The sequence below is a fragment of the Candidatus Methylopumilus planktonicus genome (genome assembly GCF_006364715.1).
Taxonomy (GTDB): Bacteria; Pseudomonadota; Gammaproteobacteria; order Burkholderiales; family Methylophilaceae; genus Methylopumilus; species Methylopumilus planktonicus_A.
In genome coordinates this window covers 782,455-809,307 of record NZ_CP040984.1, presented here as the reverse complement: position 1 = coordinate 809,307, position 26,853 = coordinate 782,455, and the positions used below count along the sequence as shown (strand labels likewise).

19 protein-coding genes are annotated in these 26,853 nt (G+C 39.1%); 13 read left to right on the top strand and 6 right to left on the bottom strand.

Going from position 1 to position 26,853, the window contains the following annotated elements:
* Window positions 1-10: 10 nt before the first annotated feature.
* Window positions 11-1,258, top strand: coding sequence for an HlyD family type I secretion periplasmic adaptor subunit (locus tag FIT63_RS04275; protein ID WP_140006708.1), 1,248 nt, complete (start codon window positions 11-13; stop codon window positions 1,256-1,258).
* Here the strand turns inward: FIT63_RS04275 and FIT63_RS04270 are convergent, their stop codons facing one another.
* From FIT63_RS04270 to FIT63_RS04260, 3 genes are read right to left on the bottom strand one after another with little or no spacing between them, the layout of a single operon-like run.
* Window positions 1,259-9,046, bottom strand: a complete 7,788-nt coding sequence (locus FIT63_RS04270) for a calcium-binding protein (protein ID WP_140006707.1) — start codon at window positions 9,044-9,046, stop codon at window positions 1,259-1,261.
* A 6-nt stretch (window positions 9,047-9,052) separates the two neighbouring features.
* Window positions 9,053-11,407, bottom strand: a complete 2,355-nt coding sequence (locus FIT63_RS04265) for a calcium-binding protein (RefSeq protein WP_140006706.1) — start codon at window positions 11,405-11,407, stop codon at window positions 9,053-9,055.
* A 48-nt stretch (window positions 11,408-11,455) separates the two neighbouring features.
* Window positions 11,456-11,692: a hypothetical protein gene (locus FIT63_RS04260; protein WP_140006705.1), complete on the bottom strand. Its 237-nt coding sequence runs from the start codon at window positions 11,690-11,692 to the stop codon at window positions 11,456-11,458.
* Window positions 11,693-11,857: 165 nt separating this feature from the next.
* Here FIT63_RS04260 and FIT63_RS04255 point away from each other — a divergent pair, with 165 nt between their 5' ends.
* Window positions 11,858-13,249 carry a TolC family outer membrane protein gene (locus FIT63_RS04255; protein ID WP_140006704.1) on the top strand — a complete coding sequence of 464 codons (1,392 nt, stop codon included), beginning with the start codon at window positions 11,858-11,860 and terminating at the stop codon, window positions 13,247-13,249.
* 36 nt (window positions 13,250-13,285) lie between these two features.
* On the opposite strand, the gene FIT63_RS04250 is transcribed toward FIT63_RS04255, so the two are convergent.
* Both FIT63_RS04250 and FIT63_RS06845 read right to left on the bottom strand, forming a co-directional pair.
* Complete coding sequence (locus tag FIT63_RS04250) at window positions 13,286-15,214, bottom strand: acyltransferase family protein (RefSeq protein ID WP_140006703.1); 1,929 nt, start codon at window positions 15,212-15,214, stop codon at window positions 13,286-13,288.
* Entirely contained in the window at window positions 15,204-15,353 is a 150-nt protein-coding gene (locus FIT63_RS06845; protein ID WP_189342262.1) for a hypothetical protein, read from the bottom strand. The genes FIT63_RS04250 and FIT63_RS06845 overlap by 11 nt, the downstream gene beginning before the upstream one ends.
* 410 nt (window positions 15,354-15,763) lie before the next feature.
* Here FIT63_RS06845 and rfbB point away from each other — a divergent pair, with 410 nt between their 5' ends.
* From rfbB to rfbC, 3 genes are read left to right on the top strand one after another with little or no spacing between them, the layout of a single operon-like run.
* Window positions 15,764-16,822 (top strand): dTDP-glucose 4,6-dehydratase, encoded by a 1,059-nt coding sequence (gene rfbB / locus FIT63_RS04245; protein WP_140006702.1) that lies wholly within the window; start codon window positions 15,764-15,766, stop codon window positions 16,820-16,822.
* The gene (rfbD, locus tag FIT63_RS04240; RefSeq protein ID WP_140006701.1) at window positions 16,819-17,724 is read left to right on the top strand and encodes a dTDP-4-dehydrorhamnose reductase; all 906 of its coding nucleotides are present in this window, start codon (window positions 16,819-16,821) and stop codon (window positions 17,722-17,724) included. The genes rfbB and rfbD overlap by 4 nt, the downstream gene beginning before the upstream one ends.
* A 43-nt stretch (window positions 17,725-17,767) precedes the next feature.
* Window positions 17,768-18,331 (top strand): dTDP-4-dehydrorhamnose 3,5-epimerase, encoded by a 564-nt coding sequence (rfbC, locus tag FIT63_RS04235; protein ID WP_140006700.1) that lies wholly within the window; start codon window positions 17,768-17,770, stop codon window positions 18,329-18,331.
* On the opposite strand, the gene trhO is transcribed toward rfbC, so the two are convergent.
* Window positions 18,298-19,248: an oxygen-dependent tRNA uridine(34) hydroxylase TrhO gene (gene trhO, locus FIT63_RS04230; RefSeq protein ID WP_140006699.1), complete on the bottom strand. Its 951-nt coding sequence runs from the start codon at window positions 19,246-19,248 to the stop codon at window positions 18,298-18,300. The two genes, rfbC and trhO, sit on opposite strands and share 34 nt — an antisense overlap.
* A gap of 84 nt (window positions 19,249-19,332) precedes the next feature.
* Between trhO and ndk the strand changes: the two genes are divergently transcribed.
* The 8 genes from ndk (at window position 19,333) to bamB (ending at window position 26,851) form a co-directional block, all read left to right on the top strand.
* Window positions 19,333-19,737, top strand: coding sequence for a nucleoside-diphosphate kinase (gene ndk, locus FIT63_RS04225; protein ID WP_140007158.1), 405 nt, complete (start codon window positions 19,333-19,335; stop codon window positions 19,735-19,737).
* 8 nt (window positions 19,738-19,745) lie between these two features.
* Window positions 19,746-20,843: a dual-specificity RNA methyltransferase RlmN gene (rlmN, locus tag FIT63_RS04220; protein ID WP_140006698.1), complete on the top strand. Its 1,098-nt coding sequence runs from the start codon at window positions 19,746-19,748 to the stop codon at window positions 20,841-20,843.
* A gap of 61 nt (window positions 20,844-20,904) precedes the next feature.
* Window positions 20,905-22,092, top strand: a complete 1,188-nt coding sequence (gene ispG / locus FIT63_RS04215) for a flavodoxin-dependent (E)-4-hydroxy-3-methylbut-2-enyl-diphosphate synthase (RefSeq protein WP_420886449.1) — start codon at window positions 20,905-20,907, stop codon at window positions 22,090-22,092.
* 5 nt (window positions 22,093-22,097) lie between these two features.
* Window positions 22,098-23,363, top strand: a complete 1,266-nt coding sequence (hisS, locus tag FIT63_RS04210; RefSeq protein WP_140006696.1) for a histidine--tRNA ligase — start codon at window positions 22,098-22,100, stop codon at window positions 23,361-23,363.
* The gene (locus FIT63_RS04205; RefSeq protein WP_140006695.1) at window positions 23,360-24,178 is read left to right on the top strand and encodes an ABC transporter ATP-binding protein; all 819 of its coding nucleotides are present in this window, start codon (window positions 23,360-23,362) and stop codon (window positions 24,176-24,178) included. The genes hisS and FIT63_RS04205 overlap by 4 nt, the downstream gene beginning before the upstream one ends.
* Window positions 24,179-24,193: 15 nt before the next feature.
* The gene (locus tag FIT63_RS04200; RefSeq protein WP_140006694.1) at window positions 24,194-25,018 is read left to right on the top strand and encodes an ATP-binding cassette domain-containing protein; all 825 of its coding nucleotides are present in this window, start codon (window positions 24,194-24,196) and stop codon (window positions 25,016-25,018) included.
* Window positions 25,019-25,042: 24 nt separating this feature from the next.
* Window positions 25,043-25,669: a YfgM family protein gene (locus FIT63_RS04195; RefSeq protein ID WP_140006693.1), complete on the top strand. Its 627-nt coding sequence runs from the start codon at window positions 25,043-25,045 to the stop codon at window positions 25,667-25,669.
* Window positions 25,670-25,672: 3 nt separating this feature from the next.
* Complete coding sequence (bamB, locus tag FIT63_RS04190; protein WP_223259877.1) at window positions 25,673-26,851, top strand: outer membrane protein assembly factor BamB; 1,179 nt, start codon at window positions 25,673-25,675, stop codon at window positions 26,849-26,851.
* Window positions 26,852-26,853 lie beyond the last annotated feature (2 nt).

Genomic DNA, 26,853 nt, shown 5'->3' with positions numbered 1-26,853 from the left:
AAAAAATAATATGTTAAAGCTTCCTCACTTTTTTAAAAATACAGACATCACGGGCATTAATCGTTCGACCTACATCACCCTCCTTGTAGCGCTTATTTTCGGGATGCTGTGGCTTTTTATGGCGCAGATTTCAAGTGCGGTTATTCTGCAAGGCTCAATAAAAGTCTACAAAAATAAAACGATTCTCCAGCACCCGGAGGGTGGCAAGATCGGTAGGGTCTACGTGACTGAAGGTCAGGCAGTTAAAAAGGATGACCTTCTCATTGAGCTTGAGAATCCAAACCTACAATCCTCTTTGAGAAATCTAGAGAGGCAAAATTTTAGTGAGCAACTAAGAGCCGAGAGATTAAAGGCTGAAATGAATTATCCAAATCCGTTTGACTATAAAGAGTCTAATTTAGACAGCGATCAGTTACAAATTCTTCTCACCGAAAAAAATCTTTTCGACTCCAGACGAAAAAATTTACTCTCACAACTCGCATCCATTCGAGAACAGATTCAGTTTCTCAATGATGAAATTATCTCCATTCAGCGCACGATCAAGAATGATCAAATCATTATTGATAAAAATAAAAATTTAGCGGACAAGGGTTTTGTGTCTAACGCTTTTATTGTCAACGCAGAGCAAACACTCAATCAACATGAGGCGGAGTTAGCAAGAGCGCGTCAACGTATTTCAGAATTGAGTCAGCGAACAAATATTGCAATCGATGACTTCAAAAAAGCGGCCGCAGGCGAGATGCGGGCCACCAATGAGAGGGTGCTTGAGATTGAAGAAAAAATAAAACCGACAGCGGACGCGATGCAAAACTTACAAGTGAAGTCGCCCGTCGACGGGACGGTAGTCAATTTATTTCGCTTAGGGGTAGGCTCAGTCTTAGGCGCTAAGGAGGTGATTGCGGAGATTGTGCCGAGCACCCGTGCCCTTATTTTGGAAGCTTCTTTACCTTCCAATCAAGTCTCCTTTGTAAAGCCGGGCCAGGTGGCAAGAGTTAAAATTCAGCAATTAAAACAACTCGGCCTTAAAGACTTAAAGGGTAAGGTGGATACGGTGTCTGCCGACACATTATCTCAAGGTGCGACAGGTAACCTTGCCTACCTTGTTCAGATCAGTATTGATCAGGATATGAATCAGTCGTTTCAATTAAAACCAGGGATGCCTGCAGAAGTTTTTATCCAAGCAGGCACACGCACGCCATTTGAGTATCTTTCGATGCCTTTTGCAACATTTCTTGACCGTGCGGTCAAAGAGCCTTAATTAATCGTAAGCCCAATTATTTGCTATTGAGGCTGTGTTGAATGTGGAGAGTGAGTACTCCGCTAATTGGTGATTCAGATCGTCTTGAATGGATTGGGCTTGTATAGAGTTAATATTGTTATCGTCTATTTTGAATAGACCATAGATATCAGAAGGATCTAAAGCATTATACGATTCGCCTAAATAGAAAATATATTGGTCATTTTGGTTGGCGTATCCAACGTCATATGCCGATGCTGGCGCCTGGTTGTAACCGAGGAATAGGTTATCTAAAAAATCTCTCGAGAGGTTGATGCTGTCACCCTGGTTTAGATTAAAGTCTTTGATAAGCGCTACATACTCAGGGTCATGAATAGTGAGCCCATCACTATCGTAGTTAAAGCTTAATTCTCTTGTGGGTTCTCCCGTTGTTGAGACTTCGGTTCCTGATACCCTAAATTCGTCAGCACCCTTGCCACCAATCACAATCTGGCCTCGAGACCTGAAGTGAAGGATGTCGTCACCCTCGCCACCGTTTAATAAGTCATAATTACTTAAGGACTGGATATAGTCGTTGCCCTTGCCACCAAGGAGAATATCTCTGTCGCCTGTGTCAAATATAATGTCAGTGCCCGCATTACCCAGGAGATAAGAACCTTGGAACTGACTCGCTATGATGACCTCGGGATTGACGTTGTCAGTGCCTCGATCGAAACTTACCTTATATTTAAATGTAAGTGCGTGGTCGTCGGATGATGCGAAGTCGATATACTCTAACGCATTTTTATCCACCACAGCCTGTATGTCATTGTCGCTATCCTCAACCACGGGTTGATCATCAGCATTTAGATAATATTCGATATCAAGTCCGGAATCATTATGAGCGCTTCCGTCTGTCTTCGAGATAGCGATATAATTTTGATCGAGCCAGGTAAAATCATAGCCATCAAAGATATGGTCTGAAAACGCTACAGTCCCAGCACTTGTTCCGCTGGATGCCGCATTGACTCTAAAGCCATCATTGGTTAAAGCCGCGACCTTATACAGTCCGTCTGTGATATTGCTCACAGAGAAGTTAAGCATGACAAGATCACCCACAACATAATTTTGTTGTCCTGTGACCGTGATCGCGGTGCCAGACTGGCTGAAACTTACCTCATTAAAGTCTTTGAGCGCACCCGGTGCCTTCGACCAAACATCTCCTGTTAAGAGTGATTCGAATTCTTCAACATCAAAGTAATCCGGATTAATAAACTTGTCATCGGAATAACCACCGAAATAACCGAATGACGCGAGGTAGTCAAGCCCGTATTGCTGGCCACTAGCTTCAGAAAGATTATAGAATTGATCTCTAGACTCAATATAGTAATCATTTTCATTTTGGGAGTCTGTGACTAACCCCGAAATAAAATCTAATAAATTGTGGAAGTCAACATACACGGTTTCATTATCTTGAAGTGTTGAGTTGGCTGTAAAATCGATCGAAGCTACCGACTCTCTTATAATCTTAAATGTACCAGCGGTATTCGCAAGTTCGCCGTCCCTATCAATTTCTATCGCGCTTCCATCTGATCCATAGTTTTCATTCTCGCCGTCATTGAGGGCGTCACCCAAGCTCTCTGATAACTGAAAGGTATCGCCGTCCTTCACAATCACATAATACGTTTTATCTTTGTAAAGGTTATCTACAATCTGGTCCGAGGTGGTGGTGGCATTTAGATCTAGGTTTATAGCGCCACCGTAGTAGTCATAGTCGCTAAAACTAGCTGAGCCGATAGAGACGGGCTCACTGTAGGTGTTGTAGTCGACTCGGATACGATCGCCGGTTTGAAAACCATGGTCTTCAATAGTAAGCGAATAAACGTCATCTAGGAAGTATTCACCATTATAGACATCCTCAGTGTCATATTCATAATCAAAGACACTCCAAGCGCTATTAGGTCCAGGAGTAAAATTGTCGTCTGAGGAATAATCAGCAGAAAGTTCGTCCGTAAGCTCCGCATAAAAAGGCTGGATTTCTATGGCATTTGAAGTCGGGTCATCTTCGAAGGCAATATTAAAATTCACTTCTTCGGATGACCATATCGAGCGACTGGCGTTATCGCGCTCGAGTCTGACGGTGTCTATGCCACCTGAGTCAGAGTTATCGCTGGCACGCTCACGAACGAGGGTGGGTCTATAATCGTCGTTAAAAGAATTGCGATGATGAATGATATAAGTGTCATTACCCGATCCGCCCTCGAGGATGGGGGACTCAATGTAATCGAAATCTACATAATCATTTTGTGAAAAATCGGAGTCGTCGATTAAGGTGTCGTCACCAGCGCCGCCCTGAAGAAGGTCGCCCCCCTCTATGTTCCATGAGGTCAATGTGTTGTATGCAGAGGGGTTTGCAAAAAAGTTACCAGAAAAATCATAACTACTTCCGGCAAGGTCGCCGGAAAGTTTGAAGTGATCTTGATCAATTACAATGACTGAGCGAGTATCACCACTCGGGCCGTAATTAGAATTTGTATAAACACTTTCACCATTCAAAAAGCCGTGACCCGGTGAAAAAATTATGTTTGTTTCTGGGTCGACACTATCAGTATGAAAATAATAATCTGGGTGCAAATTATTTCCAGCGTAGATGGTGTCGTTACCGCCACCTCCCACTAATACGTTTTGGGATGCATTGCCGATGATCGTGTCATTGGCGTTCCCGCCCGTGACATTTGTAAAGTATTCTATGTCCCTAAATTCGTCAGTCGCAATGATATTGCCAGCTGCGCTCTCAACATAAGCAAAGCCGACCGTGAGATCAACTTCGGATGACATGCCTAAAGATGTCCACTCGTAAGAGAGCGTGTGATTTGGGTGGTCATCGAACGGCTGATTAAACACTGCTGCAGTTGCAATGCTAATAATATTATTGCCTAGGCCGCCAGAGGCAATCCCGCCATCCACCTCGTTGAGCGTGATCCAGTCGTTGCCTGCACCACCATAAAATTTGTTTTTAACGCCATTGATACTGAAGAATAGATCATTGCCAGACGTGCCATCGATCGTGCCATCAAGGTAGTCAGCCGCAGTCGGATTAATGAGGTTAAATGAATACGTTGACCAGGGGGTAAAGAGCTCATCATCATCACTATAGACAAAGCGACTGATGGTGCCCGTTGCAATGGTGCTGAATAAATCGCCTTCGTAATTAATCACGTTCAGTTGATTCACGTCCCACTGGAAGAAGAGTTCATCGCGGTAGACGCCATTGACTTGGCTCGGATCACCGGCATCACCCCAAAGGTAGACAAGCGTATTACTTCCTAGGCTATCATTAATATCAAAGGTTGAGAGATAAGCTTCGTTATATGATGCTTTGATGCGGTAGGTATCGTCACCCGCGCCACCCTCTAAATTAAAGTGGTATGGGAGGTTCGGGGTGAAGGTAAAGGTATGATCGCTCCCACTAAAGTCCCCTGACCAAGGGATGTCATCGGTTAAGAAGTTAATGGGTGTTAAGTTTATTGAATTCTCATAAGTGGAGGCCAGCACAAAGTTATTGTCATCCTTCTTAATGACATAATAGGAGCCTTCGTTTTCTAGCCCATTAATTTCAGAGCCACTTCCATCACCGTAGACTACTTCATCGCCAGTGTTGAAGCCGTGTGCATTAATTTCAAAAACATGTGTATAAAAATCGGTAAGGTAGTAACTGCCATCTTCGGCATCTTCAGCGTTTAGATAATCATTAGATATAGCAATCGCAGTGCCAGAAACATTTGTTAATTCATAATGAGTGCTATCAATATAATTTACATAATAAACAGTCTCGTTTACAAGGTTGCCGATCGCGCCAGCGTTGCCTTGGTGGTAAATAAGTTTTTCACCATCCCTCTCTTCAGAAATGACGTATGTAAATAGTTGGTTACCATCTACTACGGTGTCGGGAAAAATCCCATACCTGCTGGAAGAGTAGAAAAGAGAATCATGAATGACTGCGCTAGGGTTGAAGGTAATCGTTTCAGAGTTTGGGGGATAATAATCGACATAATTAAAACTTAAGTCAACAGTAAGTGTGTCGTTACCTGCATCACCGTATAAAGATTGTTCAGTTTGAAGAGTTGTTTCTGTTTCAAATGTTAAGCTTTGAATTGCGTTTTGATCATTTACATCAATAACAATGGGCTCACCATTCATGGCGCCTTCAGAGCTTACTGATAATTTAATGTGATTATCATCAACAACAATCACATAAAAAGTTGTACCGTCTTCACCCTCAAGGCCGCCTCCAAGCGCGTTTGAATTTCCGCCGTCATCGTAAACAACAGCTTGTCCGGTAATTAAGCCATGATTATTAATTCTAATAGTGTCATCACCATCATCAACATCAGTATTCGCATTAAAAGTTAACTCAATGCTTGAAGGAGCAGTTACGACAGGATCTATTGCCCAATCTATATTTCTATATGCTGCATTGACACCGTATAGAAAATCTTGGCCAGCACCGCCTCGGATCCAGTCCGATTTGTTACTTGCAAAGATCATGTCATTGCCAGCACCGCCATTGATGTTGTATGAAGTTAAACCAAGATCATTCGAAAAGGTTATGCCATCATCTAGACTTGAGGCAACAATAAAGTCGTTGTATTCGGAAGCTGCTACAAAAAGGAATCCATCGTTATCTTGACTTTCTTCTAGTACGTTAATTTTTTCAAAGATTTCTTTTTCGTCTGGATTATCTCTGGTTCCTAAAACAGCAGGTATAGTTACCGTCTCGTAACCTTGTAAAACTTGCTTCTTTTTGACGGTTTTGTAAATAGGTCTTTGTACAGAAGAAGCTGGTGTAATTTCGTAGGTTTCGCTAATGCTCGACCACACGAAAGGTAAGATTTTGGTTGTACTTTCGTAGCTCTGAGACTCAAAAGTAAAGTTGTGAATGAACTCAGTGGAATTGTCTACCGCAAGTGAGTCAGCCGAGGAAAAGAGAGTAATTGAATCATGCCCTGTGCGCTGGAAAGTTGGCTGGTCCCATAGGGGAGCTATGACGACAACCTTGTCTAAGCCATCGCCACCTTCGGCACTATCTTGCCCACCCGTGAGCTCTTGCGGGTGATTATAGAAGTACTCGTCAAAGGTGGGCGAATTCAATGCCTCAGGTTCACCAGCATTACCATCTAAATAGGACGACAGTGTATCGCCTGCATCAATACTATTAAGGCCAAAATAAAACTTGTCATCCCCATCATTACCGAACATGTCGTCATTGCCTGACCCGTCAAAGAAATTATCTTTGCCCGACCCACCATGAAGTATGTCATTCCCACCTAAGCCGATCAGAACAACTTCATGAACATCTTGACTGGGTTGCGCAATAAGTCCAGCTTGATCGCCTGCTCGAATAATATTAGCGCCGTTGTGGCCAATCAATTCGTAAGTGTAATTACCACCCGTGATATTGACTTGGTCAGTATTTGAAGGGAGGTTTACAAATTCATTATTAATGACTTCGCCAGTGACAGGATCAATATAAATTCGGTTGACAAACAACCTTTCAATTGCAGCATTATTACTTAGTGTGTATGTTAAGCCCGAGATATTAGGGGCAAAGATGACTGAATCAAAGTCATTATTAAGGGTTGATTCAATGACGACATCGGCTGCCACGTTCACAAAATAAATATCTGCACCAGCGCCCCCAATAAGTGTGTCATTACCATCCCCACCATTTAGAGCCTCACCTAAGTAGTAATTAATTTCGACGTCATCGCCATCGACAAAATAACCACCTTCGCTCCAGCTGAAATCACCGTAGTTTACATCGTCATAGTCATCCCTATTTAAATAAGGTGCGAGCGAAGACGATGCTCTTAGATCTGTACCATAAATGGTGTCGTCACCATCTAAACCTTCCACGTAATAATATTGAGCACCGTTTAGGCCTAAAAAAAAGTATGTTGAGGTTTGATCAAGAATATCTGCCTCATAAAGATCTAGCCAAGTCTCAGAGTTAAATGCATAAAGCGTCTCATCAACGTCTCCCGCCTGCGCAAGATAAAGCGGCCTAATATCATAGAGCTGACCGTTAATTTCTAAATACTCGACATTCGTCAATTCATAACTTTCATTTTGATAATCGGGGTCATTTCGTTCAATTAAATTCGAGTCATCCAAAATTTCAATAGCCTGCGATGAGAAAGGATTAGTTTCAAAATCATCTGTATATGCCAGATATTTATCATTTACATCTATAGAGGGATTGTTATCTGCTGTAATAACGTAGTCATACCAATTGCTTCTAAAGCTTAGATTTATTACGGAGCCAGTTCCTTGAGAAAAACGACCCTCTTCAATAGTAACAATGCTGGTAAATTGATCTTTAAAGAATAAAGTATCCATACCGTCGCCACCATCAATTACATCTGGGCCTCCTAAATATGCGCCAACCCTATTATCTGTTCTATAAGATCTTTCACTGATTAAGAAGTTATAACCAGACCCTGCTTCAAATGCATTAGTCTGTGAATAGAAACCATCGTTAACTATAATTTGATCGTCACCATCATTCGCATTGATTGTATCGATACCCCCATTGCCATAGATAATGTCGTTACCCGAACCGGCATTCACTGTGTCGTTACCGCCGCCTGCAAAAATGGTTTGGCCCTGAGTGTTTACCGCAAGATTAAGTGTATCGTCGCCATTAAAAACATCGTAAAGTGAAGTTTCTGAGGAGAGGCTCCCAAGAGTAATGTTGTCATTACTATTAAAACTTGCACTATACGAAGATGAAGTATCGGAATCGAGGGTCAGCCCCATCGTTCTAAAATCAAATGTGAAGGGACCATACCCATGGGTTATCTCAACTTCAGAGATGGTAGTATTGCCACTAATAAAATTGTCCCCCGGGGAACCGATGAAACTATTGACTCCAAGATCAGTTCGAAGTATATCGATGCCTTGCTCAGTATGGCTCTGCTTAAAGGCTACCAGGCTTGAAACGGAACCAGAAAGTTTATCGTCATCATACGAAGGTTGCCCACCATCCGGATAATCGTTATAAACAAACGGGGTATCTTCAAAATAAATATTGATGCCTTCAGTTTCAAGTGGGTTGGTATAGTCCACAAAACCCAACACATCAAGATCAAACGCTTGCGCACTAATTTCGATGGCGACAGCGCCACCTATCAAAGATGCTGCGACGGGATTTCCATTCACGTCATAGACAAAACTTGATGGATCACTTTGATAAAGCTGCATCGTCATAGGCTCATTTAAGACACCTAAAATGTCATAGTCTTGATATTGTTTTTGATAACTTTTTAAATCGAATGAGTAGTAGACCTGTCCGCTTTCATAAGCGTCAAATGACAAAGTGCCATAAAGATTGATGAGGTAGTCATTCCCGAACTCGAAGTCTTCCTCGTCATAACTGTTGCTCGAGGCGTCGTAATCGATAGAAATACGATCAAGGCTTGTTCCATCACTATAGGTCACTTCACTGACGCCAATAATTTCTGCGTCACCTACACGGTCTCCATAGCCTTGGTAACCACTCAGATAATGATACAGACCCGTGAGCCCTGATAGATCTTCAAATGTAAAGTAGGCCTCGCGACCCGCGACGGTAATAATTTCTGAGATTAAACCATTCAGCGCATAATTTCCGCTTGAGGTATAGTCGCTAATTGATACATAATCATCAGCCTCCTCGTCCCAAAGCACTTCAAGATCAGCCATGTCAATGGGATAAGAAATACTTTCACCGACGACGGTGGAATAGTTTTGCGTTTGCGACGAGGTGGAATTTAAAATAAATGTTGCCATGTTTTTTTAAAGGTATGAAACATCAAATAGATTGTGATTAAACATAAGATTAATATCGTAAATAGTGGATTCAACAATAGCATAACTCTCTTGGTTATTTATGAAAGAGAGTAGTTTATTTTCTTGATTTAATGTGAGGGTTAAGACCGCACTTCCTTCATGGTCAATTGCACCCGTATAGAGAAGATTTTGTGATGCATCTCTCACCTCATACTGATTAAAATAAGTGCCGGTCGCACCTGAAAATTGATCAAGGTATAAAAAGATATGGTCGAGTGAATCAGCATTAAAATCTGTGATCGTAGCTTTTGATCCGTCGGTCAAATTAAAATTAAGTTTAAACTGATCGGCGCCGTCCCCACCTTGGAGCGTTGTATTACCTGGCCCATTCATAGTGAGCATGTCATTTCCATCGCCACCATAGATAAAGTCATCACCACCGCCACCTATCATTGTGTCGTTGCCGGATAGGCCCCAAAGTTGGTTGTTTAAGGTGTTGCCTGTCATTTTATCGTGACCACTGCCACCTTCAGCGTTCTCAATGAGGCGATTGATAAGGTCTAGCGCGATAAGGTTGGTATCTTGGTCGTAAGCTAAACCTAATTTTTGTGAGAGGTTAAGATCTACTTCCTCTGATGCCCAAGCATAACTTAAAGTCACATCACTGGCAGATGCAAATAACTGATTAGTGCCTTCACCAAGCGAGATGGTTTCGTGATGAGATGCCACCACAATGTCATCTCCTAAACCCATACTGACATTTGTGGTTTGGTCACTTGAAAAAAAGACATCATTCCCATCAGTACCTATCAGCGTTTGAGGGGAGGCGAACTGTGGCCTTAAGATGTCATAACTGGTGGCATTACTACTAAAACTTAATTTGATGGATTCAAGACTCGCATCCGATTCGGTGATCTCAAATAAATTACCAGCATCTAGTGACATCATTTTTATGAGATAAGACTGATCTTGAAGGACGAATTGCCAACTAAATCGAAGGGGGTCCCAGAGACTATAACGATTAGTGCTTTGGTTGATGCTTAAACTATCTTCACCCATCCCACCTGAGATAGTGACATGACTTAATGCGTCTACTTTAATTTGTAGATCATCATTACCCGCACCACCTAAAAGATTAGCTGTGACGCCATCACCTAAAAGGTAATTACTATTTGTGACACCAAGATAGGTAAGCGTGTCATTGCCGTTGCCCCCATCTAAACTTTCATGAAAATTATGGTTTTGAATTAGGGTGTTAGTGCCACTAAGTAATACGTCATTGCCGTCGTTACCTAAAAGCGTATCATCGCTAGCACCCCCTGTGACGCGATCATCTCCTGCGAGTACATTGATCACAAAACTTTCTTGACGGTTTAAGACTTCAATCGTGTCATTAAAACCTGAGGGTAAACTAAGCTGCGCTAAATTAACTGCCGATCCATTGGCTATATTTTTAAATTGTTCAATAGAATCAATTTTTACATTTGATAATTGAAAAGCATCTTGTTGTGAAGGATTGCCTTGATCATTCATCACGGTGTTAAATGCAGACCCAGCTATTTCAAATACACCTTCACTTGATTGCGTAATGGAAGCTTCGGAAGTATCCACACCGATTAAAGTATCCGTACCTTGATTTCCTTGATATAAGTTCACATTTGAGAAGGTATAAAAAGTATCATCACCCGCATCGCCTATGAGCGATGAAAGACTTGGGTTGCCATAGAATGTTTGCGCGGCATAGTTGTATATGGGTGCTGGAGGTTCGGGTGTCGGAGTCACGCCACCACCATCCCCATTCGTTTGCCGAAGTGCTGAGGCGACATTGATATCTTGAGCATCGTGATTTGCACCCCCATTTTTTTCTTTACTCGGGGTGCGAGAAGGTGATGAGGGCTGATTAGATTGAGGCGATTCTTTTTCGGGATGATTCTCCGGATGACGATATTCTGTGTGGATCGTGACGTTACGGATAGCCCCTAAATTTTCTGGGACATCATTTGTTGGATTGCCATGCCGACTCTCGGAAGGCGTTATATTTTGTGATGTTTGAGAAAAGGTTGGAACATCCTCATCATCATGATACGGCGAACCTTCTATTTCAAGCGATGGTTCAAGCGGAAAATGATTGATAAAACTTTGACTTGAACTCTCAGGCTTCATTTCCCCTAATGCGGTTTGGTTAAGATTGATGGTGCGGTCATTAAACACAATGGCCTCATAGCCCGCGATTGGGGTAGGCCTGATCGAAGGATCATCGCTCAGAGGAACAACTATAAAAAATTCACGCGCATCACCCAAGTTCATCTTCTTGAAGGTAAAGTCTTTAGAGCTACCATCAATGATGAGTTCTTTTATCATGAAGCTCTTAAGTTAAAAAAAGATGCGATAAAGAGTTTAGGAAGCACATTATTTCGCACTATCTTTTTTCGTTAAGATTTTCTTTTCAACCAAACCTTCAACCAATTGATTGATTTGCCCTTGAAGCTGCAAGATACCGGGAAGCGTTGTGACTAGAGTTGCTCCGGGCGATACATTTCTTTTTTTGTCTTTCATTTCACCTTTATAAATGCCCAGTTCAATTCTTACTGCCCCATCGGCAAATTGAGCGGAGAGGGGTACATCAAAAAATACTTGGTCAGTCATCGCGATTCCTTTAAAAATGAGTCGTTTGAGAAAAAGAAAAAAATTACGTTAGATCATGATGAAGTTCTTTTAAATTTCATCATGATGCATGTCATTCATGAAGATTTTAACTTAAAATGAATCTATTCAAAGTCAATTCATCATAAAAACACATACACGATCTTCATGCGCATCTTTTTAACTTTTATTCATTGTGCTTGGGTTATCTTATTAAGTATCCTAAGTCTTATTACAACACATAAAGCCTATAGTGCTGAGATAACTTTAGATCTCATTACGGCTTATGAGTTAGCGGTGAGGCATGATCCACAAATGGCTTCGGCACGATTTGAGAACTTAGCCTCAAAAGAATTGAAGAATCAAAGCCTGGCCTTATTTTTGCCGACCATCACAGCGACTGCGAGTGCGAATAAAAATGAAGGCGACCGGAAGAATTTTAATACGTTACCTTCCAATCTTAGTTATTTAGGAAGCTCTAAGACAAATTATGATGGGTATAACTATGCCATCACCTTAAAGCAACCCATCATCAACCTAGAAAATTTCTATCGCTACCAACAAAATATCACGCAAATGAGTCGAGCTGATAAGCAGCTGATTCGTAAACAACAAGAACTCATGTTAAGAGTGAGTGAGACATATCTTGATGTGATGATTGTTAAGAATCAAAGCCAACTTTTAGTCCAACAAAAAAAGGCGATCGAAGAGCAACTGTCTTTAGCTGAGGCTAAGTTTGAAGCAGGGCTCGTTTCGGTGGTCGATATCAATGAATCAAAGGCTAAATTAGCGTTGCTGCGTGTGCAAGAAATTGCAGTGGAGCAAAATATCAAAATCAAACTTCGTGCCATGCAGTCCCTTATTGGGGAAATGCCAACGAACGTCAAGATGCTAAGGCCTGATATCACCTTTATTCGAAGTGAAGATTCGATGGAGCAATGGTTAGATATCGCGACGGGGGCCAGTCTTCAAGTACAAATGAAGCAAGATGAACTCATGTTAGCGCACCAGACGATAGGCTTAAAAAAATCAAACCATTACCCCACGCTAAATGCAGTCTTAAGCCGACAAAAAAATTGGGCCAACGGCGGCTACCCTTACGGCACATTAGATAATAAAGGCCAGGCAGTAGAATCTGATTTATTTGGGCTGGAAGTTAATATTCCAATATTTTCAGGGGGATTAACAGAGTCACAGGTGAGAGAGGCTCAATTTAATGAAGAAAAAGTGAATCAAGATTTCGAGGCGACTTTAAAACAAGTAGAGTTTGAAGTAAGGCAGCAATACTTATCTTTGGAGTCAAGTTATAAACAAATCGAGGCTTATCAAAGTGCTTTGAAAATCTCTAAGGATCAATTAGATGCGACTATTTTAGGGTTTCAAGAGGGCATGCGAAATAGTATTGAAGTTTTAAATGCGCAGCAAACATTATTTGGCACTGAAAAAGATTTATTTGAGGTTCGATGCCAATACTTGCTGACACTTTTTAAATTAAAGCTAGCTGCTGGCCTCATAAAAGAAACAGATATACAAGAAATTAATCGTTATCTTTCGAGTTAAGTTCTTTTAAATTTTTTTATCGAACATCACTTATTTTTATAACTCGAGTGCCTTCTTTAAGTCTTTACTGATAGCTCTCTCGCCACATTTACTAAAATGATCTCGATCTCGATAAGTAATGCAGCTTGAGGTCTCTAGAAACTCACTTTTAATTTTTATATTTTTCGTGAATGAAATATAGGTAAATTTATAATCTTCACCGCTTGTTCTTTGTGAAATGTAACTATCGAGATCTGAAATTCTTTCAACGCTCGATGGGTTCAAATAAAAGCCTTTGCGGAAAGCTTTAAAATTCTTGAAATTTACTCTAGCCTCCGGAAATGGTCCGAGCCAAACCACCTTTATTTCTTTTGACATTTTTTCTAGGTAGACAATAATTTTTTCAATATCATCTTTTACCAATGAATAAGGTAAGCGCTCAATAAAAGCTAGATCAGAATCAACTCGGCCGTTTATATCCTTAATTAGATAAGAACCGCTTTGATGAAAAATTACTTGTTGAATGGAACTTTTATTTTGTTCTATGAACGTTAAAAAAGTCTCGTATGGGCAGATAGATTTTTTGTCGTAAGGCCTGCATCCGCCTTGAGAGAGACCTACAATAAATTTTCCTTTTTCATTCTCAGTAATGGCGTTATAAATATTCATAGCGTGTGAGTCGCCTAAAATGATTGTCGAGTGCCTATATTTTATTGAACATGTTTTATATCGTTTTATAAATAATGCATCAATATCCTTAGCCCAAAAAATACAATCTTGATCACTATTCATAGAGTCATACATATCAAGAGAGACATTTTCTAGAATACGTTGGTAATTTTTTTTATCTAAATCATTTATTCTGTATTTTAGATAGTAATCTTCAAATCCATTAAAGAAATAACCAAATCCGCCTATCACTAAAATGATTAAACTTCCGAGACCTGAGAATATAAATATTTGTTTTTGTGTAAATTTTCCTTTTGTTCTAAATGGTGTCTCGATATATTTGTAGGTAATCCAAGATAGACCAAAAAGGATCAAGAGATGTGCAGGATGAATAATATTGGTGTCATTAGTTATTTTGATGAAAGCAAATAGAGGCTGGTGCCATAGATATAAGCTATAACTTATAAGCCCTATACTAACTAATATTTTTTGTTGAAGGAATTTAGATATTAAGGTCTTTTCGTGAAGGCTTAATATAATCATGGCCGTCCCAAATGTTGCAGGAATTGCGTTTATTCCAGGAAATGGCGTAAGATCACTAAAAAATATACCTGGGAGCAATATAAGCATGAGCCCTAGAAGGGAAGACAATTGATTTATAAGATTACCCTTGAGTTGGCATTTATTTTTTGTACTAAGCGCAATCAAAGATCCTAGAAGCAACTCCCAAGATCTATAGGGTAGAAGGTAAAAGGCTTTTTCTGGAAACAGTTTAAGTTTATATTGGGCTAAAAATAAACTTGCAATAATGATACCTATAAATATGAACGGAATAATTTTTTTGAAATATCTTGTTATAAAAAAAAGTAATACAGGGAAGACAATATAAAATTGCTCTTCGATTGCAAGGCTCCAGGTGTGAATCAGCGGATTGAGTTCAGAATTTAAATCAAAATACCCACTGTGCTTTAAGAAAAAAATATTTGATAAAAATGTTGGTATAGCTATTAAGCTTTTAGAAAAATTCAACATATCGGCAGGTATCATAAATATCCATGCCAGAGGGAATGATATCAATGTTACAAAGAAAAGAGCTGGAAGAATTCTTTTTGCTCTTCTTTCATAAAATTTTACTAAACTAAAATGCCCTTTGTTTATTTCTTCGAGGAGAATCGAGGTGATCAGGTAGCCACTTATAACAAAAAAAACATCTACACCTACAAAGCCCCCATTAAAAAAATAAGACTTTGCATGAAAACATATCACCATAAGAACGGCCAGAGCTCTCAAACCATCTATTTCTGGCCTATATTGCATGAAGATTAGATTGCTTTAAGTTTGATATAAAGAGTTGATGCTGGAAAGATATAACAAAAATTTTTTTCGTATGCTCAATGACATTATTGAACATAATTTCATCAGCACAAGCATCAGGCATGTCAATTTTTTGGATCAAGAACCCCATAAATATTATTAGGCTCCGAAGGAAATTTATCAATATTCTGATAATGTTCGAGTCTCTTTTGAACGCTTACTATATTTAATTTCATCAATATATTTCTTCCAGTTCTAACCATAATACCGTATAGAAGGGATTTAATTGTATGTGATTATTATGATATTCTTTTTTATAACTTGAGAGATAGCTTTTTCTTGAAATTTTAATTAAATAATTTTTTTTAATAATGACGATTATGATCTGTATGCTGCTTATTCAAATGCTCAATTTTTATTATTAAGTATCTCTACTATCAATTTATCAACAAAGTATTTAGATGTAACCTTAAGTTTTTTGTTTTTTTTTGGTTTATATCAGCTTGTTTTGAAAATGCTTTTTATCCCATAAAAATAAAGGACACTAAATAATTGACTATTTTAGTTACAGGCGCTGCAGGCTTTATTGGATCAAATTTTGTATTAAATTGGTTTGATCAATCGCAGGAAGTCGTCGTGTCTCTAGATTTATTGACATATGCAGGCAATCTTAAAAATTTAGATTCTATTAAAGACTCTCCTTTTCATCATTTTGTGCAAGGAGACATTCGAAACCGATCGCTTTTAAATTTAATTTTAAAAAAATATCAACCGCGGGCAGTTTTTCATTTTGCTGCAGAGAGTCATGTAGATAGATCTATTCATGATGCGAGTCATTTTGTAGATACAAATATTGTGGGCACTTTCAGTCTTTTGGAAGAAGTGCGATGTTATTTCAATGACTTAGACATCGAGCATCAAAAAATATTTCGCTTGATTCATATATCGACTGATGAAGTCTATGGAAGCTTAGAGCCTTATGAGCCGAAATTCATCGAAGATAGCCAATATAAACCTAATAGCCCATATAGTGCTAGCAAAGCTGCGAGCGACCATTTAATGAGAGCTTGGCATGGCACGTACAATTTACCTATTATTACAACTCATTGTTCAAATAATTATGGGCCTTACCAATTCCCAGAGAAGTTGATTCCTTTAATGATCCTACATGCTCTATCTGAAAAATCATTACCTATATATGGAGATGGTCAGCATACTCGTGATTGGCTTTATGTTAAAGATCACGTCAGCGCATTAAGATGTATTTTAGAAAAAGGAATTGTGGGCGAAATCTATAATATCGGAGGTGGAAATGAAAAAACTAATCTTGAAGTTGTTACTAAGTTATGTGAGATACTTGACGAATTAAGACCAAGAGCATCAAAAAAATCTTACCGATCCCTTGTAACTTTTATCAAGGATCGCCCGTTCCATGATAAGCGATATGCAATTAACTCTGCCAAATTAGAAAAGACTTTAGGTTGGAAACCAGAGGAGTTGTTTGAAACTGGCCTTAGAAAAACTGTGACTTGGTTTCTTGAAAATCCAGAATGGCTAGATCATATTTTATCCAGTGAATATCAAAATTGGACTAACCAACACTACTCGTGAAAATTCTTCTATTTGGTAAGCAGGGTCAAATTGGCCGTGCAATATATGAACAACTAAAATATAAAAATGAGGTAATTGGCCTTAGCCGAAACCAATGTGATTTTAGATATCACCAGCAGATTGAATATTGTATTTCATCAATTAAGCCAGACCTTATTATTAATGCGGCTGCTTATACTAATGTCGATTTAGCTGAGGATCACGAAGATGAAGTTTTTCAAATTAACACCATTGCACCAGGTTTTTTAGCCCAGAAAGCAAACCTATTAAATATTCCTATTGTACATTTTTCAACAGATTATGTATTTGATGGCAAAAAAGAGGGTGCATATATAGAAGAGGATCTGACGCATCCTCTCTCAGTTTATGGTCGATCAAAATGCGAAGGAGAGCGTTTGCTTAAGCTTTACCAGTCAAAGCATTTCATTATACGGACAAGCCAAGTGTTTTCTCCTGATAGCGATAATTTTATTAAAAAAATTATCCGACTTGCTAAGGAAAAAGACAATTTATTTGTAATTAATGATCAATATGCTGCGCCCACCTCAGCAAAATGGATTGCTAAAGTAACATCGCTTTTTATAGAGAAAATAAAATCAAACGAAGCTTTTGATATATACGGTACTTACCATATCGCTTTGGAGAATAATATTTCATGGTGGGAATACGCCCAATATATTGTTAAAGTCCTTGTTGACTTAAATGTTCCAATTAAATTAAAGCCAAGCGCTATCATGCCTATAAATTCTAGTGATTACCGACAGAAAGCACTTAGACCGATTCATTCTATACTTGACATTTCAAAGGTTAAAAAAATCTTTGTGTTAGAATTTCCTCACTGGAGAAAAGAAGTAGAAAATACTATTAACCTTATCATTCAATCTTCGTTACATGAAAAATAGAGTGTAAGAAAATATCTGATTAGATCCTTCACAACTAAAAAATATGAGATTTACATCTTTAGAAATTCCTGATGTCTTATTGATTGAGCCAAAAATTTTTGAAGATGAAAGAGGGCTTGTTTTTGAAAGTTATCGAGAAAATTTAATCGAAGAGAAAATAGGTCGTAAAATTTCTTTTGTGCAAGAAAATATTTGTGTTTCAAAAAAAGGTTTTGTAAGAGGCCTTCATTATCAGACATATCCCATGGAGCAAGATAAATTGGTCCGCGTTACTCGCGGCGAGGTATTTGATGTTGTGGTTGATTTAAGAAAGCATTTACCTACTTTTGGGCAATATATTACACAAGTGCTTTCATCTAAAAATAGGAAACAACTGTTTATTCCATTCGGATTTGCACATGGATTTTTAACACTGTCCGATGAAGTTGAGTTTTCTTATAAGCTTTCTAATTACTATAGTCCTGAAAATCAGCATTGTCTTTTATGGAGTGATCCCCAGCTTGCCATTCCTTGGCCTTACGATTTTAAAACAATTAAAGCTTCAATAAGAGATCAACAAGGGCACTTTTTTGATCATACTGATTTAGTAACATCTAAAATTGATTGACCAATATGATTAAGTCCGCGTGCTTTAGCTAGGATCACTTGCCGTTGTCGCTCAGTTAAGCTTTTTAATTTTTCCGGAGTATGTTTATTGAAGCAATGTGGACATGAAATCCCTGGGGTATATTTTTCACTTTTCATATCATCTTGAGATAGTGGATAGCGACATGCATAGCATTGATCATAAACACCCACTTCTAATCCATGAGTAATCGCAACCCTTTGATCAAAGACAAAGCATTCACCTTGCCATAGACTTTCTTCTGGCTTCACTTCCTCTAAGTATTTTAAAATGCCGCCTTCTAACTGATAGACCTCATCAAACCCTTTCGACAGCATATAAGAAGAAGCTTTTTCACAGCGAATACCGCCCGTACAAAACATCGCGACTTTTTTATGTTTTTTTGGATCAAAATGTGTTTTCACATATTCAGGGAATTCACGGAAGGTATTGGTTTTAGGATTAATCGCATTTTTAAAAGTCCCAATCGCATATTCATAATCATTGCGTGTATCAATCAATACCACTTCAGGGTCTGAAATAATCTTATTCCAGTCTTGCGGTTTGACATATTTTCCGGCCACTTTAGTAGGTGAAACCCCAGGCACCCCTAAGGTCACGATTTCTTTCTTTAATTTGATTTTCATGCGGTAGAAGGGGTGTTTATCTGACCAAGATTCCTTATGAGCAAGATTCTTGAAATTACCTTCAAAAACGGGGTCTGTTTTTAAGTGATTGAGTAATTCGAGGATGGATTTTTCAGGGCCTGCGACAGTGCCATTTATGCCTTCATCCGCCAAAAGAAGCGTGCCTTTGATACCTTTGGATATGCAGAAATTGAGTAGTGGCTCCCGAAGTTTTTTGTAATGAGGAAGACTCACAAAATGATACATGGCGGTGGTTAAATAAGTGGGCTGCATTGCTAATTGTTATTTATTAAACCTTCTAAAAATGTTATTTTATCAGTCTTTTCAACGATGTTAAATCAAACTGGAGTCAACGACATGGCAATTGAACAAACCTTATCCATTATTAAACCCGATGCTGTTAAAAAAAATGTGATTGGTCAAATCTATTCACGCTTTGAAAATGCAGGCTTAAAAATTATCAACGCTAAAATGACGCATTTATCTCAAGCAGAAGCAGAAGGTTTTTATGCGGTTCATAAAGATCGCCCTTTCTTTAAAGATCTTGTGAGTTTTATGATTTCAGGCCCTGTGATGATTCAAGCTTTGGAAGGTGAGAATGCTGTTTTAAAACACCGCGATTTGTTGGGAGCAACGAACCCTAAAGAAGCAGCGCCTGGAACGATTCGTGCTGATTTTGCGGAAAGTATTGATGCCAATGCCGTTCACGGTTCTGATTCACTGGACAACGCAAAAATCGAAATCAAATACTTTTTCGGTTAATTTTTTAGATGACAAACTTGCTCGATTTGGACTACGAGCACCTCGTTTCATACATCGAAACGTTTGGTGAAAAACCCTATCGAGCAAAGCAACTCATGCATTGGATTTACCAAGAAAGTCTCATTGATTTCAATGAGATGACAGATATTTCTAAAGTGTTTCGTGAGGTGCTAAAAGAGAAAACAAGCATCCAATTACCGAGCATTATGAGTGATGCTCTGTCGGATGACGGCACGCGAAAATGGTTATTCGATGTGGGGGGTAATAATGGCATCGAGACTGTATTTATTCCAGAAGATGATCGAGGGACTTTATGTATTTCGTCTCAAGTTGGATGTGCGCTCGAGTGTACATTTTGCTCCACCGGTCGGCAAGGTTTTAATCGTAATTTAACAACGGCCGAAATTATAGGACAGTTGTGGCTCGCTAATTTTTATGTCAGGCAGCAAGAAGGTTATAACGGATTGCCTAATACAGATCGCATTATCAGCAATGTGGTGATGATGGGAATGGGGGAGCCACTCGCCAACTATGACAATGTCGTGAGTGCGATGAAACTGATGTTAGATGATAGAGCTTATGGTTTAAGTCGCCGCCGTGTGACGCTTTCCACCAGTGGGCTTGTCAACGCTATGGATCGTTTAAAAGAAGATTGCCCAGTGGCGTTAGCAGTTTCTCTTCACGCATCGAATGATAAATTGCGGGACGAGATAGTACCCATTAATAAAAAATTTCCTATTAAAGAATTGATGGCAGGTTGTCAGCGTTATTTAGAAAAAGCACCGAGAGATTTTGTGACGTTTGAATATGTCATGTTGGATGGCATTAATGATTCGGTGGAGGATGCAAAAGCTTTAATACAAATCGTCAAAGACGTGCCATGTAAATTTAATTTAATCCCTTTTAATCCGTTTCTGAATAGCGGATATCGATGTTCTTCAAACGAACAAATAAGACGCTTTAAAGAAGTGTTGATGAATCAAGATTATATTGTGACGGTCAGAAAAACAAGAGGTGATGATATTGATGCTGCTTGTGGACAGCTCGCAGGACAGGTCAGAGATAAGACTACAAGATCTCTAAAAAGAATTAATTTAATTCAATAAATTATTGATTTTAAAATTATAAATGAAAGAAATTCTAATTAAAAAACCGACCTATCAAGTGATGGTGGGATCAGTCCCCGTCGGGGGTGGCTCACCCATTGTCGTGCAATCCATGACCAATACCGATACGGCAGATATTGAAAAAACCACTGAGCAAGTTTATGAGTTGTGGGAAAAGGGTTCTGAAATTGTGAGAGTCACCGTCAATAATGAAGCATCTGCGGATGCGATTCCTTATATTATTGAAAACTTAAAACAAAGAAATTGTCATGTCCCGATCGTAGGCGACTTTCATTTTAACGGGCATAAATTATTACAAGCCTACCCTGAGTGCGCAAAATTACTCGCTAAGTATCGAATCAATCCAGGTAATGTAGGCAAAGGCAGCCGTCGCGATGAGCAATTTGAAGCGATGATAGCTATTGCTAAAACGTATGACAAACCGATCCGTATAGGTGTCAATTGGGGCAGTTTAGATCAGGTTAAATTGGTCTCCATGATGGATAAAAATGCTAAATTAAAAAATCCATTGTCATCTGATGCGTTGATGCGAGAAGCTTTAATTCAATCCGCATTAGAAAGTGCCGAACAAGCAGTTTCATGGGGGCTCAATAAAAGTAAAATTATCATCTCTTGCAAAGTCAGTCATGTGCAAGATTTAATTCTTGTTTATCAAGCGTTAGCCCAAAGAACTGCATATCCCTTACATTTAGGACTTACCGAGGCTGGGATGGAATCGAAAGGCATTGTGGCATCGACTGCTGCACTCGCTATTCTTTTACAACAAGGCATAGGCGACACGATTCGCGTATCTCTCACCCCGACACCTGATGAACCGCGGACCAAAGAAGTGGTCGTGGCTCAAGAGATTTTACAAACCATGGGCATTCGTTCTTTCACACCTTTAGTCACGGCATGTCCTGGATGCGGCCGAACCACATCGACTTATTTTCAAGAATTAGCATTAGACATTCAGACATTCTTACGTGAATCCATGCCGCAATGGAAAAGTACCTATCCAGGTGTGGAGGATATGTCAGTCGCTGTCATGGGATGTGTGGTCAACGGCCCTGGAGAATCTAAGCTCGCCAATATTGGCATTAGCTTACCCGGTACAGGTGAGATTCCAGTCGCACCCGTATTTGTAGATGGTGAAAAAACCGTCACTCTAAAAGGTGACAATATCGCGAATGAATTTAAAGCCATTGTCATGAATTATGTGGAATCGCACTATTCAAAGTTAAAATAACGTCTATGAGTAAAAAATTACAAAGTGTTAAAGGTTTCTATGATGTCTTACCTGATAAGACATCACTTTGGCATTTTGTCGAAGATAAAATGCGTGAAGTGTTAAATCTTTATGCGTATGAAAAAATCAATTTACCCTTAGTGGAACCTACTTCGCTTTTCATTGACAGTGTTGGCACACATACCGATATTGTTGAAAAAGAAATGTATTCATGGGTCGACCCTTTAAATGAAGATCAATTGACCTTACGCCCTGAAGGCACTGCCGGATGTGTGAGAGCTGTCATTGAACATAACCTCACCTACAATGGGCCCATTCGTTTGTGGTATCAAGGCCCGATGTTTAGGCATGAGAATGTGCAAAAGGGGAGGCAGCGACAATTTAATCAAGTGGGCGCTGAAGCGTTTGGATTTGACGATGCTAATGTCGATGCTGAACAAATCTTATTATTAAGCCGTCTTTGGAAAGCCCTTGATATAAAAGATGTCGAACTTCATATCAATTCGATTGGCGATCCAGAGGATCGATTAACTTATAGAACAGAACTCATTCGTTATTTTGAAGGGCATCAAGACGTGTTAGATGAAGATGCCAAAAAGCGACTCCATCAAAATCCATTGCGGATTTTGGATAGTAAAAATCCTGCCATGCAAGACATGATTGAAGGTGCACCGAAACTATCCGATTATTTAAACAGTGAAGCAAAAGCACATTTTGATTCAGTATGTGACTATCTCAAAGAAGCGGGCGTTCCTTTCAAACTTAATCACCGATTGGTGAGAGGATTAGACTATTACAATCGAACAGTTTATGAATGGGTGACCAACCGCTTGGGTAGCCAAGGGACCATTGCAGGAGGTGGTCGCTATGATTATTTGATTGAGCGTTTGGGGGGAGACAAAACATCTGCCTGTGGTTTTGGTATTGGAATGGAACGCATCATTTTACTCTTAGAAGATATGGGAGTTGTGATCCAAAACGAACCCAATATTTATCTTGTGAATTTAGGTAATGCAGCAGAAAAATACGCGCTGAAATTATCAGAAACGCTCCGAAGTCACGGATTAAAAGTAGTTTTAAATTCAGGCGGTAGTAGCTTTAAATCACAAATGAAACGTGCTGATAAAAGTGGTGCGGCATTTGCTGCCATCTTAGGTGACGATGAAATGATGGAAGGTGTCGCACAAGTGAAATCCTTAAGGGTTGAAAATGTGCAATCTAAAATTCCATTAGATGAATTAGCTCTATTCTTATTGAAACAAACATCATGAAAAAAATACTTGAAGTCAAACATTTGAAAGTGTCTTCCATCAATGAGCCACGTAAAATTTTAGTGGGTGATGTTTCATTTGATTTGTATCCGGGTCGCACCACTTGCATTGTGGGCGAATCAGGCAGCGGTAAAAGTCTCACAGCACTCTCCATCATGAAACTTTTGTCCACGCAACTTAAGCAAACAGGCGATATCTATTTTGAAGGAAAAAATATATCTCAATTATCTAATGTTGAGATGCGATCTTTTCGTGGTAAATCGATGGCCATGATTTTTCAGGAACCAATGACATCTTTAAACCCAGTCTTAACGGTTGGCGATCAGATCAAAGAAGCATTAAATGTACATTTGGATTTAGATAACAATAGTTTAAATAAAAAAGTGATATCTCTTTTTAAAGAGGTGGGTATATCGGAGGATCGTATTTCAAGTTACCCCGATGAGCTGTCAGGTGGACAAAGACAACGCATTATGATCGCGATGAGTATTGCCTGCGAACCCTTAATTTTAATCGCAGACGAGCCTACGACTGCTTTGGATGTCACAGTGCAAGCGCAAATTTTAAAACTCCTATCTGATTTAAAAGAAAAAAGACACATGGCCATGCTTTTTATTACCCATGATTTTGGTGTGGTAGAAGAAATCGCGGATGATGTCATTGTGATGTATCAAGGCCAAATCGTTGAAAAAGGAAGTGTGAAGGACGTATTAAAAAAACCAAAACATGCTTACACCAAAGCTTTGCTGCAATGTGTGCCTGATGCAAAAGGGATAAAGAAATTAAAACCTATTCAACATCGTACATTTATTTAAGGCTCATATTTAATCATGGCAAAAATTGATAAAAATGAAGTGTTGTTAGAGGCCAAAGGCCTTTATAAAACTTACACGCAAATGTCTGGCTTTTTTGTAAAAAAACAAAGAATCATCAAAGCACTCAATAATGTCAGTTTATCGATTAAAAAAGGAGAAACGCTAGCGATTGTAGGTGAATCAGGCAGTGGTAAGTCAACCTTGGCGCGTTGTCTGTTACAATTGCTGTCGCTTGATCAGGGTGAGCTTTTCTTTAAAGGTAAAAACCTGACAACTTTAGATATGGAAGGTAAAAAATATCTTAAACGCCATATTCAAATGGTATTTCAAGATCCTTATGCTTCACTAAATCCTCGCATGAAGATTGCTGAGATTTTAGAAGAAGGCTTATTAATTCATGATTTGGGTAATAAAATTGTGCGCGATAAAAAGATGCGCGACATGATTAAAAAAGTAGGGCTGGAAGCGTCTGATTTGAACAAATACCCGCATCAGTTTTCAGGCGGGCAAAGACAAAGAATTGGTATTGCAAGAGCTTTAATTGTAGAACCCGAACTTGTGATTTGTGATGAGCCTGTTTCAGCACTTGATGTATCGATTCAAGCGCAGATTTTATTATTACTAAAAGAACTACAAAAAGAATTAGGTTTGAGCTATCTATTCATTAGTCACGACTTAAGAGTCGTTCGACATATGGCGGATAGCATTGCGGTGATGCATCAAGGGAAAATTGTAGAACAAGGTTCTATCAAAGGCATTTATGAAAAACCAAAAGCGAATTACACGCGTGAACTCTTAAATGCAATTCCGGGCAATCATTTTAAATTTAAAGTCAGTTAATTTTTTTTAAAGGAAATAAAAGCTATGGCACTCGATTTAGAAGAACAAGAACAGGTAGACGAACTTAAAGCGCTTTGGAAAAAATATGGCAACTACATCACGCGTAGTGTCATTGCTTTTTTTGTTTTATATTGCCTCTATCAAGGATGGGGTTATTACCAAACCAAGCAATCATTGAACGCTTCTGAACTTTATCAAAGCATTGTGGTGTTGGATGAAAAAAATACCAAAGATATTATGCAAAAAGCACAAAGCTTAATCGATAACTATGGAGGCACACCTTATGCCGGACGGGCTGCGATTTTATTTGCAAAAGCAAGCTACCTTGAAGGTTTAAAAGATAAAGCCAAAGAAAAATTAGATTGGGCAACGAGTCATGCAAAAGAATCTGCCACAGAATCGATTGCGCTCATTCAATTAGGTCAAATATTAGTGGAAGAAAAAAAATATGAAGATGCCTTAAAGAAGGTGAATGATGTTGAGAATGAAGGCTATCTTGGTTTATCTAATGATTTAAAAGGTGATATATTAAATGCAATGGGTAAAAAAGAAGAGGCTAAAAAAGCTTATCAAGAAGCATTGAAACGATTTGGACCTAAAGATCCTTATGCAAAATTCACGCAAGAAAAATTAGAATCGCTTGGAGTGTAAGGTTTGATTTTTTTAAAGTACTGTCTTCTCGCATTTTTTTCTATTGCGCTTAGCTCTTGCGGCCCTGTTAAAGATTTCACGGATCAAATTTCAGAGACTATTATAGGGCAAGACCCCGTTGATCCTCCGGCTCCTCTTAAGGAATTTAAACCTAAGCTTAATCCTAAGATACTTTGGTCAGCAAAATTAGAAGGTGATGCATCTTTTGAATTCTATCCTGGCATTATTGGTGAAGAAGCATACGCGGCATCATCCGATGGAAGCTTAGCTAAATTTGATTTAAAAACGGGTAAAGCCATTTGGCAAATCAATACAGGTGAAAAATTATCAGGCGGTGTTGGCGTAGGGCTTAATGAAATTACAGTGGGTACATCGACTGGTTTATTAGTGGCTTATGATTTAAATGCTAAATTACTTTGGAAAACAAGATTATCGAGTCAAATATTAAGTGCGCCTACCATTCATGAAGGTCTTGTGATTGTTAGAACAGCAGACAATTTGATTCATGCCGTCAATGTAAAAGATGGGTTAAAAAAATGGACCTTCTCAAGAGTGGGGCCACCTTTAAGCTTAAGATCAAGTGTGGGTGTGGTGGCAAGTGACGGTGTCATTTATGCAGGATTCCCTGGTGGTAAATTAGCGGCTATTCGAGAAGATAATGGCTCGCTCCTTTGGGAAATTAATGTGGCACAACCTAAAGGTGTGACTGAAATTGAACGCGCATCGGACGTCACAAGCTCCCCCGTGATTGATGGTTTAAATATTTATACAGTCGCTTATCAGGGAAAAATATCAGCCATTGATCGGGTGAATGCGAGAACCTTATGGAGCCGCGATATTTCAAGTTATACAGGTATTAATATAGATGGCGCCAGGATTTATTTATCGCATACGGGCGGTGCTATTTATTCATTAGCGCTTGAATCAGGCAAGACCTATTGGCGACAAGGTGAATTATTAAATCGTAAACTGACGACACCGTTAGGTATGGGAGATTACCTTGCTGTAGGAGATTTAGAAGGCTATATCCATATCCTAGATAAAGAAACGGGTGCTTTTTTAGGTCGCATTCAATTGGACGACGAGTCTTTGCCTGTGATGCGACGGATGATTGAATTTGAAACAGGTAAATTTTTAGCGCAAACACGTAATGGCGGACTCTACGCCATCTCTATTCAATAATC

Coding starts and splice junctions, on each gene's coding strand:
- FIT63_RS04275 (WP_140006708.1), top strand. CDS start 11: ATGTTAAAGCTTCCTCACTTTTTTAAAAATACAGACATCACGGGCATT.
- FIT63_RS04270 (WP_140006707.1), bottom strand. CDS start 9,046: ATGGCAACATTTATTTTAAATTCCACCTCGTCGCAAACGCAAAACTAT.
- FIT63_RS04265 (WP_140006706.1), bottom strand. CDS start 11,407: ATGATAAAAGAACTCATCATTGATGGTAGCTCTAAAGACTTTACCTTC.
- FIT63_RS04260 (WP_140006705.1), bottom strand. CDS start 11,692: ATGACTGACCAAGTATTTTTTGATGTACCCCTCTCCGCTCAATTTGCC.
- FIT63_RS04255 (WP_140006704.1), top strand. CDS start 11,858: ATGCGCATCTTTTTAACTTTTATTCATTGTGCTTGGGTTATCTTATTA.
- FIT63_RS04250 (WP_140006703.1), bottom strand. CDS start 15,214: ATGCAATATAGGCCAGAAATAGATGGTTTGAGAGCTCTGGCCGTTCTT.
- rfbC (WP_140006700.1), top strand. CDS start 17,768: ATGAGATTTACATCTTTAGAAATTCCTGATGTCTTATTGATTGAGCCA.
- trhO (WP_140006699.1), bottom strand. CDS start 19,248: ATGCAGCCCACTTATTTAACCACCGCCATGTATCATTTTGTGAGTCTT.
- ndk (WP_140007158.1), top strand. CDS start 19,333: ATGGCAATTGAACAAACCTTATCCATTATTAAACCCGATGCTGTTAAA.
- rlmN (WP_140006698.1), top strand. CDS start 19,746: ATGACAAACTTGCTCGATTTGGACTACGAGCACCTCGTTTCATACATC.
- ispG (WP_420886449.1), top strand. CDS start 20,905: ATGGTGGGATCAGTCCCCGTCGGGGGTGGCTCACCCATTGTCGTGCAA.
- hisS (WP_140006696.1), top strand. CDS start 22,098: ATGAGTAAAAAATTACAAAGTGTTAAAGGTTTCTATGATGTCTTACCT.
- FIT63_RS04205 (WP_140006695.1), top strand. CDS start 23,360: ATGAAAAAAATACTTGAAGTCAAACATTTGAAAGTGTCTTCCATCAAT.
- FIT63_RS04200 (WP_140006694.1), top strand. CDS start 24,194: ATGGCAAAAATTGATAAAAATGAAGTGTTGTTAGAGGCCAAAGGCCTT.
- FIT63_RS04195 (WP_140006693.1), top strand. CDS start 25,043: ATGGCACTCGATTTAGAAGAACAAGAACAGGTAGACGAACTTAAAGCG.